This is a genomic window from Psychrobacter sp. 1Y4 (assembly GCF_051847555.1).
The window spans coordinates 28389-48015 of the sequence record NZ_JBPYDE010000009.1 but is presented as its reverse complement, the minus strand read 5'-3'; the positions used below and the strand labels follow the sequence as shown (position 1 = coordinate 48015).

Sequence of the window (19627 nt, the reverse complement as noted above, 5' to 3'; positions counted from 1 at the left end):
TAGTTAACTATCGTATTAGCTGGTTAAAGTAACAATGACTCGACATCGGCAGCGCCTTGTCTAATAATTTCAGGCTGGCTGCTAGTCATGTCAACGATAGTTGTTAGCTTAGTAGTTTTAATACCTGCATTAATAAGTGCATCAATTTGATTACCTAGCAGCTCTTCAATCTCAAAAGGATCATCTAAGATATCGTCGCGATCAGGTAAGATTAGCGAGCTAGTCAGGATGGGTTCATCCATCGCTTCTAATAACGCTTGAGCAATAGGATTGCTAGGCACTCGAATACCAATGGTTTTTTTCTTAGCATGCGCTAATTTCTTTGGCACATCTTTGGTAGCATTTAAGATGAAAGTAATTGGGGCCGGTGTATGTGCTTTTAGTTGTTTAAATTGTATGTTATCCACCGTCGCATAATTCGCGATTTCGCTCAGATCACGGCAAAGTAAGGTAAATTGATGCTTATCATCAAGTTCGCGTATCATTTTTAACTTTTCTAGCGCGTCTCTTGCTCCTAAGCGACAACCAAAAGCATAACTAGTATCAGTTGGATAGATAATTAATTGATCTTTTCGCAATAGGTCAGCAGCTTGTTCAATAAGGCGTGGCTGCGGATTATCAGGATGAATGTAGAATATTTCCATAGTGGTTCCTTATTTTATAATTATTAATTTTTAGTTGAGAAAACTTTTTCATTAATTAATTAAACATGGTTCAATCGCTAAATATATCAGAATATTTATTCTAATGATAAAGTAGGTTGATATCCTTAACAATAGTACTTAAGTTATCAGTATAGCTTAAAGCGGATATAGGTTTAATGACAAGGCGTTACCAACCGTAGAAAAACGTTAATAAGTAGGGAGGCTAAGTAAGTCACATTAAGTGCTGATTTCAGATGAAGACGTCTTACAAACGCTAAGTAATGCAGCTAATAAAGTCTTAGCATCACGTGGTAAAGTATGAGGTTCGGCGACGTACTCTTTAGCTTGCACATATACATCATAAGCAAATGTACTCCCACTGGTATCAAAGTCAGCAGATAGGTTGTCTTGTGAGACTTGAAACTGTCGCCCACAAGCTAAAGTAAATAAACACTCCAATGCTTGAGGTTTTATTTCTACACGCTCAAATGCTTGTTGCTGAGCAGCTGATCTACCATCTGGGGCATACCAGTAGCCAAAGTCAGATAGACGTCTACGAGCTTCACCAGCCACGCACCAATGACTAATCTCGTGCAAGGCGCTTGCAAAAAACCCATGAGCGAACTCAATACGTGCAAGTTGTTCTCCTTGGATAGGAAAATACTCTGGTTCTTGTTTACCACGTACCAGCTCTACTTTTTGTTCTAAGAACAAAGTGTTGAATAATGAAATTAGCCAATTAGTAAGGTTATATTCAGAGTCTTTAAAAGTATCTGGCGAGCTTATAAAGGTATTATTATCTATTTGATAGCCAGCGTTCATACTAGTTAGCAACTGCCATTTTTGCTGTGAACTTATCAAATAACTTGTAAGCTTATTTCGATAAGTGTTTTCATCAGTTAAATTCTCTAGTGCCATCAGTTTATTTAAAAGAGTGATAGAATCAGCAGTAGTCAATACTGTAGAAAAATCAATGTGTTTAGACTGAGTATTCATAGATAAGCAGATTTATTAAATAAGTAAAAATATATTTTTGAAAAATTTTTTTAATTGGTATCAAAAATCGTAACATACTAGCGCTAGCGTCATATTGGGCTTTCCGTTAGTATGTCATGCAATATTATACACCGTTTTGAACCACGAGGCGCCATATGTCAAGTACTTCAAAGAATCCTGAATCTATTCAAAGTCATGAAAATAGCACAGTTACATCTGCAAATATGCCAGAGCAAATCTCTTTAGATAAATGGGCAGATAGCGGGTTTGATTGGCAGGGTGAGGTTGCGCCTGCAAGGTTTGAACGTTTAGCTAAACTTTTAACAGATGAGCGTGAACAACCAAAATTGAGCTTGGATGCTAATTTATACCGTCATAATAATGTTTTACATTTCGCTTTTAAATTGACAGGAAAAATATGGTTGACCTGTCAGCGTTGTTTACAACCTGTTGAAACTGATCTTACAGATAACTACGACATTGCTTTGCTTGATGATGAAGATCAAGTACGTTTGATTGATAATGAGCAAGACTATTTACTGCTAGATGAGATTATTACTGAGCAAACGTCAGAGCGTTTTTTACCTTTTAAAAAATTGATAGAAGATGAGATTTTATTAAAGACACCATTGGCACCAAAACATGACGATTGTGAAATGGTGGTTGAACAGTTTGGTGATATACCTGAAGAAGAAGAGAGTGAAAACCCTTTTGCAGCGCTAGCTGCGCTAAAAGGTAAATTATAGTAATTATTATATAAGAACATCAGGTAGTATAAAGCACCAACCATATTAACTAAGTTATCTTGATTATTTTCTTATCAACAATATTTTTATCGTCTTTATGTACAAGAGTGAAAGTCAGTACTTTATTATTTGTCTAAACATGCGTATAATGTCCGGTTTATTGCATTCTGGCAACGTACTATATGTGATTAAAGATTAACCAAATTATCCATAGATTTTATATTTAGTTAGTGTTTGATGCATATCGTAAAATATTTGATGATGCGTAAGACTTAGGTTGTTGTGATTATATAGCCTCTGTCAGTATCGATTAAAGCTGAATTCTAAGCTTGTCCCTTTAAGTATAGGAGCTATATCATGGCTGTTCAAAAGAGTCGTAAAAGCCGTTCTCGTCGTGACATGCGCCGTTCACACCACCATATGAGCGTGGCTGAGCTAAGCGTAGATGCGACCACTGGTGAAAAACATCGTCGTCATCATATGACTAAAGATGGTTTTTATCGTGGCCGTCAATTGTTTAAAGTTAGTCAAGAAGCTTAAATCATTGTCTGTTTGGTAGTTGATATACGGTGGTGGTAATATTTCCAACTATTTACTGCTACTTAGTACATACATTATCAAACAATATGTATTGAGCTTACAAAAACCAAGTTATTTTGCTATCGCATATAGGGTAGCTGGATAGCTTGGTTTTTTATTATGCGTGATTTTTGAGTCTATGCCCGTTAGCAAGCGCTTATAACGATGGTTTGATAGCCATAAAAGTTTCGTTGATAGTATTTTTAATGATTCATTCAGTTTGTTTTATTGTGATTTCATGACTCGCTATAATAATTATGCAGAGCAGTGTATAGTTTGTAATAATTCGCTGTGATAAGCGACATATTAGAATTTTATTTTATAATTATCCTCAGTCTATTTTAAGAATATTTTCAATTACTTAAGGAATATTGGCTATGGCATCTGCACCTGATACAGTAACAACCTCAACCCATCGTATTGCAGTAATCTTTCCTGGACAAGGAGCACAGGCAGTCAATATGACTGCTGAGCTTGCAGAAATATACCCACAAATACAAGATACTTTTGCTGAAGCTAGCAAGGCTTTAGGCGAAGATTTATGGGCAATATGTCAAAATGAAGAACAATTAAATCAGACTCAGTATACTCAGCCTGCACTATTAACAGCGAGTATTGCTATCTGGCGCATCCTGCAAGATAAGCTAAATAAAGCACCTCTTTATTTAGCAGGTCATTCGTTAGGTGAGTATAGTGCTCTTTGTGCTGCCGGTGTTATATCGTTAACTGATGCTGTGCAACTGGTACATAAGCGTGGCAAACTGATGCAGGAGGCTGTAGCTGATATTGATACAGCAATGGCAGCAGTATTGGGGCTTGAGGATAATCGTGTTGAAACGTTATGCGAGCAAGCGACTGAACATGTTGATGGTGCTGTTGTGGGTGCTGCTAATTTTAACAGTCCCGGTCAAGTTGTCATATCTGGTAATGCCGCTGGAGTAACAGCTGTGATTGATAAGGTACAAAATACGGGTAAAAAAGCGATTCCTCTAAAGGTTAGTGTGCCATCACACTGTGCATTGATGGAGCCAGCGAGCCAAACGTTGGCAGAAGAGTTGGCTGCTATTAAATTTGATCAAGCCAATATTCCTGTTATCCAAAATCGTCATGCTCGTATTGAGACTAGCGTTCAAAGTATCAAACAAGCGTTAACAGAGCAACTTAGCGAGCCTGTATTATGGTCAAAGACCATGCAAGAGCTGGCAGACAAACAAATAAATATATTAATTGAGTGCGGTAGTGGTAACGTGCTAAGTAATTTGGCCAAGCGTCAAACGCAGCCAATTGCAAGTTATCCAATAGACAAGCCTGCTCGTATGGAAAAACTGATGGAGGTATTATCATGAGTCGAACGATTGTATTAGTTAGTGGAGCAAGTCGCGGTATTGGTAAAGCAGTTGCTAAACGTTTTGCGAAAGAAGGACATTTTGTCATTGGCACAGCGACTACAGAAAAAGGTGCTGCTCTTATCGACGATTATTTGCATGATTCCGGTGGTATTGGTCGGGTTCTAGATGTCCGTGATGGCGCACAAATCGATAAATTGTTTGAAGAGATCGAAAGTGTGTATGGCGCTGTACAGGTATTAGTAAATAACGCAGGTATTACTCAAGATGGTTTGCTAATGCGTATGAAAGACGAAGATTGGGACAGTGTGATTGATACCAATTTAACGTCAGTTTATCGTATGAGTAAACGTGCAGTGCGCGGTATGATGAAAGCTCGTCGTGGGCGTATTATTAATATCAGTTCAGTGGTTGCAAAGATGGGTAATGCTGGACAATCCAATTATGCGGCGACGAAAGCGGGCGTAGAGGGCTTTAGTCGTACTTTGGCGCGTGAGATTGGCTCTCGTCAAGTAACGATCAACTGTGTGGCTCCTGGGCTGATTGAAACTGATATGACGGATGAGCTTGACGAACGCTTGCTAAACTCTATGTTGGACGCTGTGCCTATTGGACGTTTAGGACAGCCAGAAGATATTGCCGCAGCAACATTATTCTTAGCTAGTGATGAAGCGAGTTATATTACGGGCGCCGTTATACCTGTTAACGGCGGCATGTATATGTAATGTGATAAATAGGACAAAAGCGTCATTTACACTCATATAATAAAAACCTGCGTGAACGAGTGTAAACTGTATTTAATGGTGTTATAATGACGCATATTTTTATGTTTCAGACCTATATCATAAAGGGTTTCATAAAACATTAAATAAATCGAAATGGGTAAAACTGTGTTAGAGTCTTATCTCTGAGATAAAATACCGTATTCGATAAGACATTATCAGCTCAAAAAATAGCTAGATGATAGTTTTTAAAATTAATAGATAAAGGAGCAGTTTATATGAGTAATGATACTGAGTTAAGAGTAAAATCTGCAGTAGCAGAGCAGTTAGGCATGAACGTTGAAGATATCAGCAACGATGCTTCTTTCATGGAAGATCTAGGTGCAGATTCATTAGACTTGGTTGAACTTGTGATGTCTTTTGAAAGTGATTTTGGTATTACTATTCCTGACGAAGATTCAGCAGAATTGACTACTGTACAAAAAGCAATCGATTACGTCCAAGCTCAACTATAAGCTACTGCTGCTTTATAGTCTATTTATAATATGACTACAGCAAATTTTGCTAAACCGTTTATCTTTATTGATAAGCGGTTTTTTTAAACCTTTAAAAAGTTAACAGTCATGGTTCTTTTGTAATATAAGCAATTTTTCTTACATCATTAGCATTTATATTGTTTAAACAACACCAGTAATATTATTAACACAATCTACCTGTAAGTAACATTATCCAACATACTTTTACTATCTCTCGCTTTTTTGCCTTTCTGGCTTTGTTATACTGACTGGAATGACAGCAATCAAAATCAGTCTGTTATGAATTATAATTCTAGAATATGAAAGACAACCAACAATAAAATTTCAAGGAGTAAATATATGGGTATGTTCAGTTTTGCAAAAGATATTGGTGATAAAATTTTCAATCGTGATGATGATAAGCACGATGCAAAATCAGAGACTAAAGCAGATGCTAATACGCCAGTGAAAAATACAGAACCTTCTGCTCAGTCGGTTGCTAATATCTTGTTGCGCCGTATTCAGCAGCAAAATCTCAATATTGACAATCTAAAAGTTAAATATAACGGTTCAACTGATACTGCTGAAATCAGTGGTGATGCTAAAACGCAAGCAGATCGTGAAAAAGCTATCATCGCTATTGGTAACGTACAAAACGTAGCAAAAGTTATTGATAACATCGATATTGAAGAAGATGCTCCTGAATCTACCATGTATACTGTGAAGTCTGGCGATAGCTTGTCTAAGATTGCTGAGGAAGTATATGGTTCATCTGGTGACTATATGAAAATATTCGAAGCTAATAAGCCTATGTTATCTGATCCAGACAAAATATACCCAGGTCAAGTTTTGCGTATTCCTAAGCCGTAATTGTTAAGTTATAATTCAAACAAATAAAACGCCTCTTGTATTAAGAGGCGTTTTTTATTTTCGTTTGTTTATTAATATTCTGCTACTTGTTACTACTTTTTAGTTTTTCCTCTTGCTCTGCTATAGCCCAATAGATATGCTCATCAAGCATCTCGCTACATCCTAGTCTGTACTGTAGATGATCGATGACATCTAAACTAGGATTCGCGTTACCCAGTCCAATAGCAATGTTACGTAAAAAACTAATATATCCTGTTCGCCTAATTGGGCTACCTTTCGTGTATTCTAAAAAGTCAGATTCTTGCCACTGCCACAGCTCAATTAAACCGATATTATCAAAATGATGTCTAGGGGCAAAGTCGTCTACTGATGTCAGATTGGCATAACGGTTCCAGGGACAGATAAGCTGGCAGTCATCACAGCCAAATACTCGATTGCCTATGGCCCGGCGGTACTTTATGTCAATTGCGCCTTTGTGTTCGATGGTTAGATATGAGATGCAAGCAGCTGCATTGAGCTTATAAGGTGCGACAATCGCTTGCGTAGGACAGATATCAATACATGCGCTACAACTGCCACAATGCGCGTCAACGGGCTTATCATCGGGTAGGTTAAGACTAATAAACAACTCACCCAATACAAAAAACGAGCCTGCAGATTTATTCAGTAGTAAGGTATGCTTGCCTGTCCAACCAAGACCGACTGCATCGGCTATTGGTCGCTCAAAAATAGGGGCAGAATCACTAAATGGTCGAAAGATAAAATCTGACTCAGCTCCAATGTTTAAATGTTGCCATTCGGGGAGTTTATTTTCAATACTAAGTGCCAACTGCTTTAAGCGGTTACGCATTGTTTTATGATAATCACGCCCTCGCGCATAGCGTGCAATAATGCCTTGATTGGGATAATCATTATCGCTAACAGTGCGCGGCACAGGTGCCTGGGTTAGATAATCCATACGAACGCTGATAATGGTTTGTGCACCTGCAACAAGCTTAGCAGGGTGCGCTCTTAAATCATGATTGTTATGCATAAACTGCAACTGTCCTTCATACCCTTTATCTAACCACTGCTGTAGCTGCTCAATTTGTTGAGCAAATAAAGGATGATGGACGGATAAGAACCCACAGTCAGCGAACCCTAAAGCTTGGGCCTCAGACTTAATCCATTGTTTTACCTCTACTGCAGTAGCAAATACAGGAGTATTGGTAACTTCAATACCACCGCTCGTTTGCTGATTAGAGGAATGCACTGAATGCTGTTTGATGGACGATTTATTGTTCATATTAGAGGGTACTAGTTTGTGAATTTATACATCGATAGTGATGTTGTAGCGGCTATGATAGGCCAGTTTATTGCCAATGCAATCATAAAAATTAAATATTGGGTGGTTAGTATTAATACATAAAGCTAGATATGTTTTTGTTATATTTATAACCTAGCAGTTTATAAACTCATAAAATAAGAAAAAGGAATATTATGCAATCATCAATACAATCAGCAGCACAGTGCCCGTACTCGTCATTGCCTATCGCTTTATACGCTAGCGAACAAGTTTATGCTATAGAACAAGCATGGTTTGCACAAGGATACAATAGCTTTGGTTTGATGCAACAAGCTGCTTGGCAAATGGCACAACGTATTATACCGTTTTATGAACGAGTCAAGGCGCAAACGAAGCGCTACGCCAGACATCATCATTATATGACTCGTCAGCCTAGTGCGTGTGTTTGGGTAGGGCAAGGTAATAATGGCGGAGATGGTTGGTTAATTGCTCATTATCTACAGCAAGCGGGCTGGCAAGTACAAGTGATAACAGTCGGCGTAGAAATGGATAATCGGGCAGATAACAGTCAAAAGAGCCAAGAAACAGTCAACGATGCAACAAAGGCTCAGCGTAAGGCTTTAAGCATGAACTGTCCTTACCAACGCTTTGAGGATATGCAATGTTATCAAAATAAAAATGATCAATTGGATATGGCCTTGCAGGCTGATATCTATATCGATGCATTATTTGGTATTGGTTTAGATCGTGCGCCAAAAGGTTTGTATGAACAAGCAATTATAACATTTAATAACGCTGCTCAGCAGATTGGCGCTTTAGTAGTCGCTGTTGATATTCCAAGTGGTCTTGTCGCTTCTACTGGTCAAGTATTTGAAAAATTAGCCATACAGGCAGACATTACCTTATGTCTAATTGCGCGTAAGTTTGGTCTGCATACCAAAGATGGTATGGATTTTAGTGGAGAAGTAATTGATATACCGTTGATACCTTATGCATCTATTGAACCTATTGCAGTATTGCTTAAAGATGCCCAACATCTAACGCCGCGTCGTCATAACAGTTATAAAGGTAGTTATGGTCATGTTTTAGTGGTTGGAGGCAATCGTCTTGATGGCTCTCAAGGCATGGGCGGTGCAGCGATTCTGACTTCCTCTAGCGCGATGGCCACTGGCGCTGGCAAGATAACTGTTGCCTGTCATCAAGCATTTCATGGTGCATTATTGAGCTCATTACCTGACGCAATGACGATTGACTTGCATGATCAAGAGAGCGTTGAGCGTTTAATTAAAAGTGCAAGCGTCGTTGCTATCGGCATGGGGCTTGGCCGCGATGAAAAAGCAAAAATACTATTCACCCGTTACCTGAAAGCTGCAATAGCGCACAACAGATCGTTAATCATTGATGCCGATGGTCTTTATCATTTGGCAGCGTTACAAAGGGATAAAAATGAGCTAATTACTCAATTGCGAGAATATAGTAAGACGCACAATGTTTGCTTGACCCCGCATAGTGGCGAAGCTGCTAAATTGTTAGATAAAAAGATTAGTGCGATAGAAAATGACAGATCGTCAGCCATACATCAATGCGCTAATATCTATGGTGGCAATTGGGTATTAAAGGGCGCAGGCTCACTTATTTTAGCTCAAGGACAGTTATATGTTTGCGGTGTTGGGAATGCTGGCATGGCAACAGCTGGTATGGGTGATATATTATCTGGCGTCGTTGCAGGATTATTGGCTCAACAAGATTTAGATGACGAGCAGAATAACCCGTGTCAAGCGGTAGTGATTCATGCATTAGCAGGCGATATGTTGGTCCATCAAAGCTCATATGATGCTACGACATATGATCGCATAAGTAGCAATCAGTTATTGATTGGGCAGCGCGGCTTACAAGCACAAGATATGCCAGCAGCCATACGTCATATTATGCAAAAGCTGACTTGCTAAGTCTATTTAAGTCAACTTAAAAAATACCGCGTCACTGAGATAAAATTTTTGCATCATTAAGATTTATAGGTACAGCAAGCAAAGAATTGTACTAGCCACGCACTATAATGCTATATATTCATCTCGTTTAGTATCGACTATAGTATGACTGCACCGAAAGCGTTTTTGGTACGGGGCTATAATAACTACTAAAGATATATTTAAGTCTGTGTACCTTGACAATACTGTCCAATCGCTTGTTGTACACGCTCTCGCTTAAGTTCAATCTCGCGGCCATCTAGATACTGGCGTTTACCGTTTGCATCCATCTCATATATACGGCCACCGACATTTAAATTGGTTAAATTGTTACGTAACGATTGACAGCGCTGGGCGTTTGCCTGCGCTTCTTGATCTTTAATACGCGCCTCAAGTTGCGCGACTCGTTGCTGTTCTGCATTTGGCGTATCATTGCTTTGATTGGCATCCGTTTTACCTGCCATCTGTCCTGCATCAGATTGTCTACCATCACTGCGGAACTCAATTACCTCGATATTCCGTGCATTTTGCGGTGCATGTTGACTATATTTGACCTCACCATGCGTACCAAGAGACTTGTAAACTTGGATAGCATGACTTGCACTCATAGGCAGGGCAAATACACAAGTGGTGATAACACCAACCAATAGTTTGTTGACTGTATGAATCATGGGTGAATATGCCATGCTAGCAATCCTTTTGATGAATAAAAGCATTCATGTATAAGCGTAAATGAATTATTGTATAACTTACAATGAGCATACAATGTATGTCGATTCTAACAAAAAATAATGACAAATGTATATTATTTAATAACTAATAGTTAAGGATGGGTTTCACAAGTTTTTCTTGACAATAGGACTTAAACCGTCGAATATAAGGTTAGTTGATTGGTCAGTGAGCGGCTTTTATGATATTGCCGTAGCACTTGGGGATAATTACTGGTTACTGCTTATCAGCAGTCTCTGCAGTTTTATGCTCTTTGTGACAGTAGCACAGTGTAGTAAAAATCATGACTGTCATAGTCTTTATTTTTAACTGTACTTACTGTCTCCGGACTCATCGGTCTACAATGACTAAGATAAACTTATTATTTTAAATGCTAAAAGTTAACTGCTGTATATATACCCTATGATATTGTCATGTGTAATACAAAGTGCAGCCGTCTTATCGGTATGTTACTTTTATTAAGATCACTTATGTTGTCATTGGTTTGGATATTCAACGGTTTAATATTCTTACATTTCTTACCAATAATAAGCTTCTATTAAAAATGCTTTAATCTGCATTTCGTCACGTATATCGATAAACTCCTATCAAAAACCGACCATATAAATTGCTATGTTTGGCTAACTTGCTGTCTTATTGTACAGTTATGTTCTGACATAGTGATCACATATTATTGATAAGGTGATGACAGTGACGCAAACCACGCAAAGTCCAAACATGACCGGCCATACTCAAACGGGTAATGCCGCCAAACACTTCGACGAAAAACAACAACGTATTGCTGAGGGTAGCGCTCAGCCTGTGATGCTATCTGGTGCAGAAATGTTGGTGCAATCACTAACAGATGAAGGGGTCGAATATATTTTTGGCTACCCAGGTGGTGCAGTTTTACATATATACGATGCGCTGTTTCAACAGGACAATATTGAACATATCTTAGTCCGTCATGAGCAAGCAGCAGGTCATATGGCAGATGCTTATTCGCGGACAACTGGCAATACTGGCGTTGTGTTAGCGACATCAGGGCCTGGTGCTACGAATACAGTGACTGCTATTGCCACAGCGTTTATGGACTCAGTGCCGATGGTCGTGATTTCAGGTCAAGTACCAAGCAGTTTAATCGGTGAAGATGCCTTCCAAGAAACGGATATGGTTGGTGTTTCAAGGCCGATCGTTAAACATAGCTTTCAAGTTCGTCATGCCAGCGAAATACCTTCAATCGTCAAGAAAGCTTTTTATATCGCTCAGTCAGGGCGTCCAGGTCCTGTCGTTATTGATGTGCCCAAAGACATGACTGCCCCTAGCGAAAAGTACGCTTACCAATATCCAAAGGATGTGTTCATAAGATCTTATCAGCCATCTGTTAAGGGTCATAGCGGTCAGATAAAAAGAGCTGTTGAGACTTTACTTGCTGCAAAGCGTCCCGTTGTTTATGCAGGTGGCGGCGTTATTTGGAGTAAGGCTCATGAAGAGTTAAAGGATATTGCTCATCGCTTGAACTTGCCTGTGACCAACACTTTGATGGGTCTTGGTACCTTCCCTGGTTCTGATCGTCAGTTCTTAGGAATGCTTGGTATGCATGGTACTTATGAGGCCAATATGACTATGCATCATGCAGATGTCATTTTAGCAGTTGGGGCACGTTTTGATGACCGCGTAACCAACAACGTCAAGAAGTTTTGTCCAAATGCGACAATCATCCATATAGATATTGATCCGGCGTCTATCTCAAAAACTATCTTTGCGCATATTCCTATCGTTGGTGATGTAAAGTCTGTACTTAGCGATATGTTATCTATTATTGGGGAAGATAAAGAGTTAGAACAACATGCATTATTAGATTGGTGGTCGCAGATCAACGAATGGCGCAAGCGTCATGGTCTACGTTATGACACTGATACTAAAAATGGTATCAAGCCGCAAAATGTGGTACAGACTTTGTGCAAAATCACCGAAGGTAATGCAATTATCACCAGTGATGTCGGTCAGCATCAAATGTTTGCTGCGCTTTATTACACCTATAATGAGCCACGTCAATGGCTTAACTCAGGGGGTCTGGGTACTATGGGCGTTGGTTTGCCATATGCCATGGCAGCAAAGCTTGTAAGACCAGAGCGCGATGTCGTCTGTATTACAGGTGAGGGCTCAATTCAGATGAACATTCAAGAGCTATCAACGTGTCTGCAGTATGATCTACCAGTTAAGATTTTAAACCTTAATAACGCGCAGTTGGGTATGGTTAAGCAGTGGCAGGATATGTTGTATGAGGGTCGTCATGCTCATTCTTATATGAATTCATTACCTGACTTCGTTAAATTGGCCGAAAGTTATGGTCATGTTGGTATCAAAATTACTGACCCTGAAAAAATGGAAGAGCAATTGGCTGAAGCAATGGCCATGAAAGACAAGCTTGTATTCATCGATGTCTATGTCGATCGTAACGAGCATGTATATCCGATGCAAGTCGCAGGTCAAACAATGCGTGATATGTGGTTATCAAAAGGGGAGCGTACCTAATGCAACAACATCTGATTTCGGTATTAATAGAAAACGAAGCGGGATCGTTGTCGCGGTTGGTTGGCTTGTTTTCTCAACGTGGGTACAATATTGAGACTCTAAACGTTGCACCAACAGAAGATCCATCCATTTCACGCTTGACAGTAACGACGATTACTTCACCAGAAAAAATAGAGCAAATTACCAAGCAGTTGCATAAGCTGGTTGAAGTAATTAAAGTATTGAATCTATCTGAAAATGTACACGTTGAACGTGAGCTCATGCTGATTAAGGTTCGTGCCACTGGTAGTGTGCGTGAAGAAATTAAACGCAGCGCTGACATATTCCGTGCTCAAATCGTCGATGTGAATGCAAACCTATATACCATCCAAATCGTGGGTGATACCGCTAAGCTTGATGGGTTTATTGATACTATCGGTCGTGAGCGTGTGCTTGAAGTGGTGCGTTCAGGTGTCATTGGTATTGCCCGCGGCGAGAAAACCTTAAGCGTCTAATATTACTCTGTTTTAAATCATTTTATTACTAGGCTTATATTGTTTACTATTTTAAAAAATAATTATGATATAAGTATTTACAACCCATGGCTTCCCATAATTGAGGAAAAGGACTCTACCTATGAACGTTTTTTATGATAAAGATTGTGATCTATCCATCATCCAAGGCAAAAAAGTGGCTATTATTGGTTATGGCTCACAAGGACATGCCCATGCTTTGAACTTACAAGAATCTGGGGTAGACGTAACAGTTGGTCTACGTGCCAATTCTGGTTCGTGGAGAAAGGCTGAAAACGCTGGTCTAAAAGTCTCTGAAGTAGAAGAGGCAGTAAAGGCCGCAGACGTTATCATGATTTTGACACCAGATGAGTTTCAAAAGCAGCTTTATAATGATGTGATTGAGCCAAATATCAAAGAAGGCGCCACGCTTGCTTTTGCCCATGGTTTCGCCATTCACTACAACCAAGTGGTACCGCGTAGCGATCTTGATGTCATCATGGTCGCACCAAAAGCACCAGGTCATACGGTACGTTCTGAGTTCGTTAAAGGTGGCGGCATCCCTGATCTTATCGCTATTTACCAAGATGCATCGGGTCAAGCCAAGCAGTTGGCACTATCTTATGCCGCTGGTGTTGGTGGCGGGCGCTCAGGTATTATCGAAACAACCTTTAAAGATGAGACTGAAACTGACTTGTTTGGTGAGCAAGCAGTATTATGTGGCGGTGCTGTTGAACTGGTCAAAATGGGCTTTGAAACCCTGACAGAAGCCGGTTACGCGCCAGAAATGGCTTATTTTGAGTGCTTACATGAACTTAAGCTTATCGTCGACCTCATGTATGAAGGCGGTATCGCTGACATGAACTATTCGATCAGTAACAACGCAGAGTATGGCGAGTATGTGACTGGTACTGAAGTTATTAATGAGCAATCACGCGAAGCCATGCGTAATGCGTTAAAACGTATCCAGTCTGGTGAATACGCCAAAATGTTCATCTCTGAAGGTGCCACCAACTATCCGTCTATGACGGCCCGTCGTCGTAACAACGCTGAGCACGAGATTGAAAAGACAGGTGCTAAGCTACGTGGTATGATGCCTTGGATTGGTGGTAATAAAATCATCGACAAAGACAAGAACTAAATAGTTATCTGCTAAGCTATTATTAAAACCCATGTTATCGATAGATAGCATGGGTTTTTTGACCTCATATCATCGTCATAGGAGCATTAAAATTACTACTTTTGATTAGAGTAAGCAAACAAGTACTGCAATTAAAATAAAAGGTTGTCCTACTAATTTTGGAAGTAATAAAAAATAGCGCTTGAAAACTTACAATCAACACCCAATGTAAACAACCGATATACCACTTATGCAAAAGTTAATGTTTATAAAACAATAAGCTTGGATCTAAGGGTCTTTGAGCGTTTTTCTTTATTTTTATTTATACTATAGGTTATATGCTGTGCAAATATCTTTTCCAGACTGGCTAACGCCGCAATTCGCATATATTTTTTTCAGCGCTGTCGTTGCCGTTCTGATTTGGATAGAAGGGGAGATGCTTAAACGTAGCAGCGGTAAGCTGCCAAAATCTCTGTTCTTTCAATTTAGCTCATTATTAGACACTTCATGGTTTTTCGTTTCTGTAGTCATGATATATGTGATTGATTTATCACCATTGGCAACGACTGTGCCAGCAGCATATGGTCTTTATACAGTCTTTGGTTGGATCTATGGAACACGTTTACTTAAACTTCGCGGTATTCCAGACTCTCCTGAGGATTTGGTAATACCTTCTAAGTATATTGCTTATAGTCAATCATTCGCTTTAATATTCTTTGGGTTGTGTTTATTTATCTTAGCACTTCCTTGGTTGCCCATATTTGAGTCTTAAGTGTGTTATTAAACTGGCTATATTTGGTTACACAAGTTTACTAAATGAACAACTATACCTTTACAAAAACTCGCAATTTAACATCCTGACCACAATAAAAGCTGCTATACTAAACCTGTACTTAGGGAGTTGTAGACGAAAATAGTCACATATCGTTAAGATATAACGCTGGTTTTAGTCTTAGTATTTGCTTAAAATTCAACTAAGTATTTGTCAATTAATCGGTGAAGACAAAAGTCTCATCAACAGTTAAAGAGTTAGGAAAATTTATGTCAGATAAAGTTGAAGGCACTGTAAAGTGGTTTAATGAAGCTAAAGGTTTTGGTTTTATCGCTCAAGACAACGGCGGACAAGACGTATTCGCTCACTACAGCGCTATCCAAGGTAACGGTTTTAAAACTCTAGCCGAAGGTCAAAAAGTGTCTTTCATCTTAGGTGATGGTAAGAAAGGACCACAAGCTGAGCAAATCGAAGCACTTTAATCTTATTGATGTTAAGTTTGATCAATACTTTTCATTTTTAAAGATAAAATAAAAGCTGAGATTAGTTTGTTGTATAACAACAAAAATATTGTTTAGACTCTATAAAAAAGCAACCTCTAATCAGGTTGCTTTTTTTATTGAAAAAATAACTTTGTAGACAAACTATTGAGTAATAATTAACAAACGATTGATTATAAATAAGAAGGTGCAGTAAGGTGATAATATGAAATGGGAAAACTGGTTTTCGATTGATTGGCAACAGGTAGTTGGCATCTCTTTATCCGCAGTAGGCTTTTATATTGGCCTTATGATGTTCACACGCTTGATGGGACTACGTAGCTTCTCCAAGCTATCGAGTCACGATTTTGCCATGACTGTAGCCATTGGTAGTATCCTGGCATCGACAGTATTATCTGACACGCCATCATTACTCCAAGGATTGTGTGCAGTTGGTGCATTATTTGTCATTCAAGGTTTGGTCTCGATGATAAGACGAAAAATCAAACCTTTAAAAGCACTGATAGATAATCAACCTATAATCTTAATGGCGCATGGTGAATATTTTTGGGACAACTTAAAAGAAGCTAACTTGAGCACTAGTGATGTCCAACAGGTATTACGTAAAAATAGTATTAAATCAAAATCAGAGGTTTTTGTCGTGATCATGGAAACAACTGGTGATATGAGCGTCATTAAAAATAACGATGTAACACCAGATTGGTCATTATTTAATGATATACGTGACAGCGAGCTGCTAATTGACGCTACTAAAAATTCTATGAAAAAAGATACTTTGAACAAAGCATAGTTAAATATGTAATAATAAATTTTGAACGATAAAATCATGAATATATTATGTCATCTGACATGTTTTATATAAATAGTGACAAATTTATGACGCATTATTCACGGCGTTGTCTTGACCTTACTAAGATGCTCACGCAAGATAGTTAGGTCTAATAAGTCAAGCTCAACAGATAATCGTTGACAAACGTAGCTACAAGATTTAAGTAATATTTTGCATCAAGTAAATCAATAGTTTTTGATTTATATTTTCAATTCATAACATTAATAAACGAGGAACGTATGAAAGCATTAGTCGCGGTCAAGCGTGTCATTGATTACAACGTAAAAGTTCGTGTAAAAGCTGATAACTCTGGTGTGGATTTATCGAATACCAAAATGTCTATCAACCCGTTTGATGAGATTGCAGTTGAAGAAGCGGTTCGTCTAAAAGAAGCTGGCGTCATTGACGAGATCATCGTCGCTTCTATTGGACCAAAAGAAGCACAAGAGCAAATTCGTGCAGCGTTAGCATTGGGCGCGGATCGTGGAGTCTTAGTCAAAACTGATGATAAACCATATCCGCTACAAGTCGCTAAAATTCTAAAAAGCATTGCTGAACAAGAAAGCACGGATATTATTTTGTTAGGTAAGCAAGCGATTGATGATGACAATAATCAGACAGGCCAGATGCTTGCAGCCTTAATGGGTATTGGTCAAGGTACGTTTGCTTCTGAAGTAAAAGTCGAAGGTGATAGCGTAAATGTGACTCGTGAAGTTGATGGTGGCTTACAGACAGTGGCGCTATCTCTACCTGCAGTGATTACAACTGATTTACGTTTAAACGAACCACGCTATGCAAAACTGCCAAATATCATGAAAGCTAAGAAAAAGCCTCTTGATGAGAAAACGCCAGCAGATTTTAGTGTTGAGATGACGTCTAAGCAAGAAATCGTTAAAGTTATGCCACCTGCTGAGCGTAAAGCTGGTATTACGGTAGCCTCAGTTGATGAGTTGGTCGATAAGCTAAAAAATGAAGCGAAAGTAATCTAAGACTTCGCTGACGCATTTATAGAGTGTTAGTACTGTAAATGCCGTATTTAAAAGCTATCTGACGACATGAACAAATAAATAAAGGACAAAAAAATGGCAATTTTGGTATATGCAGAACACGACAATGCCAGTCTAAAAAAGGCGACTCTAAGTACTATTGCAGCTGCTAAGCAAATGGGTGATGATATTCATGTATTGGTTGCTGGCAGTGGTAATCAAGCGGCGGCTGACGAAGCAGCAAAAGCTGAAGGCGTAAGCAAAGTGCTATTGGCAGATAACGCAGCTTACGAACATCAAATGGCAGAAAATATATCGTTATTGGTTGCAGATATTGCTGCAGACTATAGCCATATTATTGCACCAGCAACGACCACTGGCAAAAACTTTATGCCACGTACAGCAGCTTTACTGGATGTCAGTATGTTGTCAGAGATTTCTGCTGTTATAGATGCTCAAACTTTTGAGCGTCCTATTTACGCTGGTAATGCGACTGCTACGGTCAAGACGACGGAAAATAAAATCGTATTGACCGTACGTACAACGGCTTTTGATCCAGTGGCTGCTGAAGGCGGTTCTGCTACTGTTGAGACAATCGATAATGTACAAGATGCTGGCAAAGCAAGCTTTGTCAATGAAGAAATGGCCGCTTCTGATCGCCCTGAGTTGACATCGGCCTCAATCGTTGTATCAGGCGGACGTGCCTTAGCGAATGGTGAGAACTTCACCAAATATATCGAGCCATTAGCAGATAAGCTAGGCGCTGCGGTTGGTGCATCGCGTGCTGCGGTTGATGCAGGTTATGTCCCCAACGATATGCAGGTCGGTCAAACGGGTAAAATTGTCGCGCCAGATTTATATATCGCGGCTGGTATCTCAGGTGCTATCCAGCATTTGGCAGGTATGAAGGATTCAAAAGTTATTGTCGCCATTAACAATGACCCAGAATCTCCAATCGCAAGTGTTGCCGATTACTTCTTAGAAGCTGATCTATTTGACGCGATACCTGAGCTCACTAGTAAGGTCTAAGTTCGATAGATGATCTATAAAAGACAATCTAAAAATCCCGCTATCATCGATAGCGGGATTTTTTTAAGTTTAAACACCAAGCTAATATAACTATTCTATATTAACTGTATATGAGTTTAACTATAACGGCGCTGACGTAGCGTTTCATAAAGACAGAGCGAACCTGCGACCGCAACGTTAAGGCTCTCTTGTCCATTGGGCTGCGGTAAGGCGATAGGAGTTGCACATTGCATTAGCTCATCACAGACGCCTTGACCTTCATGGCCCATGATCCAAGCAGTCGGAGCGGTAAGGTTATGTTCGTAAATCAAAGTATCAGTATGTGAGCTGGTTGCCAATAAAGGGGTTTTTACACACTTTAGGATATTTTGAACACTCAAACCTTCATAAATAGTGAGCGCAAACTGCGCGCCCATTCCCGCCCGTAATGTCTTGGGTGACCATGTTTGGGCCGTGCCGCTAGTACAGAGTACTGTTTCTATCCCAACTGCGGCTGCGGTACGTAGTAGCGTACCGACGTTACCACTATCTTGTACATCATTTAAAATCAAGCAGTCGTAATCTATCACCGTTAAGCTTGGCACAGGTACGTTTATGACTCCCATAATATCGATACCTGTACCGAGACTTCGAATGCCCTCATAAAGTGCATCGGACAACGTCAAAACACCTGTGTGGGTAGGCAGACGTGTCAGAACTTGCTGAACCTCAGGATGCTGGTGAGCTGATTGTGCGAGTAGTATTTGAACAAATGGATAATCACTGCGTAGAGCTGCGTCAATAAGATGCACACCTTCAAGTACAGTCTGCCCTTGTTTTTTACGTTGACGAGCTTGAGACAACAGCGCTTTTACGAGTTTTACTGAAGGGTTTTTATCTGAAGTTATCAGCTCGGTAGAGTCTATTGACATAATTGACCGCTTAAAAAAGGTAAAGTTAACAACATTAAGAACAAGCCAGTCCAAAATACTTTTTAATATAGGA

20 protein-coding genes are annotated in these 19627 nt (G+C 39.4%); 15 read left to right on the top strand and 5 right to left on the bottom strand.

All coding sequences use genetic code 11. The features are described from left to right. Positions 1-23 precede the first annotated feature (23 nt). Positions 24-644 (bottom strand): L-threonylcarbamoyladenylate synthase, encoded by a 621-nt coding sequence (locus ACS8FC_RS09265; protein WP_439296548.1) that lies wholly within the window; start codon positions 642-644, stop codon positions 24-26. Between the two features lie 237 nt (positions 645-881). After that, on the bottom strand, positions 882-1640 hold the full coding sequence (locus ACS8FC_RS09260; RefSeq protein ID WP_439296547.1) for an elongation factor P hydroxylase: 759 nt from the start codon (positions 1638-1640) through the stop codon (positions 882-884). A 155-nt stretch (positions 1641-1795) separates the two neighbouring features. Here ACS8FC_RS09260 and ACS8FC_RS09255 point away from each other — a divergent pair, with 155 nt between their 5' ends. The 6 genes from ACS8FC_RS09255 (at position 1796) to lysM (ending at position 6418) form a co-directional block, all read left to right on the top strand. Beyond that, positions 1796-2386, top strand: a complete 591-nt coding sequence (locus tag ACS8FC_RS09255) for a YceD family protein (RefSeq protein WP_439296546.1) — start codon at positions 1796-1798, stop codon at positions 2384-2386. A gap of 357 nt (positions 2387-2743) precedes the next feature. Continuing rightward, entirely contained in the window at positions 2744-2926 is a 183-nt protein-coding gene (gene rpmF, locus ACS8FC_RS09250; RefSeq protein WP_058368285.1) for a 50S ribosomal protein L32, read from the top strand. Positions 2927-3342: 416 nt separating this feature from the next. Continuing rightward, positions 3343-4311 (top strand): ACP S-malonyltransferase, encoded by a 969-nt coding sequence (gene fabD, locus ACS8FC_RS09245; RefSeq protein WP_439296545.1) that lies wholly within the window; start codon positions 3343-3345, stop codon positions 4309-4311. Beyond that, a complete protein-coding gene (fabG, locus tag ACS8FC_RS09240; RefSeq protein WP_439296601.1) occupies positions 4302-5036 on the top strand; it encodes a 3-oxoacyl-ACP reductase FabG in 735 nt (244 codons plus the stop codon). Before fabD ends, fabG begins: the two co-directional genes overlap by 10 nt. Before the next feature lie 275 nt (positions 5037-5311). Beyond that, the gene (acpP, locus tag ACS8FC_RS09235; protein WP_058368288.1) at positions 5312-5548 is read left to right on the top strand and encodes an acyl carrier protein; all 237 of its coding nucleotides are present in this window, start codon (positions 5312-5314) and stop codon (positions 5546-5548) included. Positions 5549-5908: 360 nt separating this feature from the next. Further along, complete coding sequence (gene lysM, locus ACS8FC_RS09230; RefSeq protein WP_299221412.1) at positions 5909-6418, top strand: peptidoglycan-binding protein LysM; 510 nt, start codon at positions 5909-5911, stop codon at positions 6416-6418. An 82-nt stretch (positions 6419-6500) separates the two neighbouring features. On the opposite strand, the gene queG is transcribed toward lysM, so the two are convergent. Next, positions 6501-7703: a tRNA epoxyqueuosine(34) reductase QueG gene (gene queG, locus ACS8FC_RS09225; protein WP_439296544.1), complete on the bottom strand. Its 1203-nt coding sequence runs from the start codon at positions 7701-7703 to the stop codon at positions 6501-6503. A gap of 194 nt (positions 7704-7897) precedes the next feature. On the opposite strand from queG, the gene ACS8FC_RS09220 reads away from it, so the two are divergent. After that, positions 7898-9652 (top strand): NAD(P)H-hydrate dehydratase, encoded by a 1755-nt coding sequence (locus tag ACS8FC_RS09220; protein WP_439263282.1) that lies wholly within the window; start codon positions 7898-7900, stop codon positions 9650-9652. Positions 9653-9852: 200 nt separating this feature from the next. Here ACS8FC_RS09220 and ACS8FC_RS09215 read toward each other — a convergent pair whose 3' ends face one another. Beyond that, positions 9853-10356, bottom strand: coding sequence for a DUF4124 domain-containing protein (locus ACS8FC_RS09215; RefSeq protein WP_439296543.1), 504 nt, complete (start codon positions 10354-10356; stop codon positions 9853-9855). A gap of 847 nt (positions 10357-11203) precedes the next feature. On the opposite strand from ACS8FC_RS09215, the gene ACS8FC_RS09210 reads away from it, so the two are divergent. From ACS8FC_RS09210 to ACS8FC_RS09175, 8 genes are all read left to right on the top strand, one after another. Then, positions 11204-12916, top strand: a complete 1713-nt coding sequence (locus ACS8FC_RS09210) for an acetolactate synthase 3 large subunit (RefSeq protein ID WP_439263337.1) — start codon at positions 11204-11206, stop codon at positions 12914-12916. After that, positions 12916-13410 carry an acetolactate synthase small subunit gene (gene ilvN / locus ACS8FC_RS09205; protein ID WP_299221401.1) on the top strand — a complete coding sequence of 165 codons (495 nt, stop codon included), beginning with the start codon at positions 12916-12918 and terminating at the stop codon, positions 13408-13410. Before ACS8FC_RS09210 ends, ilvN begins: the two co-directional genes overlap by 1 nt. 121 nt (positions 13411-13531) lie before the next feature. After that, positions 13532-14548 (top strand): ketol-acid reductoisomerase, encoded by a 1017-nt coding sequence (gene ilvC, locus ACS8FC_RS09200; protein ID WP_299221398.1) that lies wholly within the window; start codon positions 13532-13534, stop codon positions 14546-14548. Positions 14549-14870: 322 nt separating this feature from the next. Next, the gene (locus ACS8FC_RS09195) at positions 14871-15299 is read left to right on the top strand and encodes a hypothetical protein (protein WP_439263287.1); all 429 of its coding nucleotides are present in this window, start codon (positions 14871-14873) and stop codon (positions 15297-15299) included. A gap of 269 nt (positions 15300-15568) precedes the next feature. After that, positions 15569-15781, top strand: coding sequence for a cold-shock protein (locus ACS8FC_RS09190; protein ID WP_058368296.1), 213 nt, complete (start codon positions 15569-15571; stop codon positions 15779-15781). A 223-nt stretch (positions 15782-16004) separates the two neighbouring features. Continuing rightward, complete coding sequence (locus ACS8FC_RS09185; protein WP_439263289.1) at positions 16005-16589, top strand: DUF421 domain-containing protein; 585 nt, start codon at positions 16005-16007, stop codon at positions 16587-16589. A gap of 278 nt (positions 16590-16867) precedes the next feature. Then, positions 16868-17617: an electron transfer flavoprotein subunit beta/FixA family protein gene (locus ACS8FC_RS09180; protein ID WP_439263291.1), complete on the top strand. Its 750-nt coding sequence runs from the start codon at positions 16868-16870 to the stop codon at positions 17615-17617. Between the two features lie 93 nt (positions 17618-17710). Next, entirely contained in the window at positions 17711-18643 is a 933-nt protein-coding gene (locus ACS8FC_RS09175; RefSeq protein ID WP_439263292.1) for an electron transfer flavoprotein subunit alpha/FixB family protein, read from the top strand. A gap of 116 nt (positions 18644-18759) precedes the next feature. On the opposite strand, the gene ACS8FC_RS09170 is transcribed toward ACS8FC_RS09175, so the two are convergent. After that, positions 18760-19554: a TrmH family RNA methyltransferase gene (locus ACS8FC_RS09170; protein ID WP_439296542.1), complete on the bottom strand. Its 795-nt coding sequence runs from the start codon at positions 19552-19554 to the stop codon at positions 18760-18762. Positions 19555-19627: the final 73 nt, after the last annotated feature.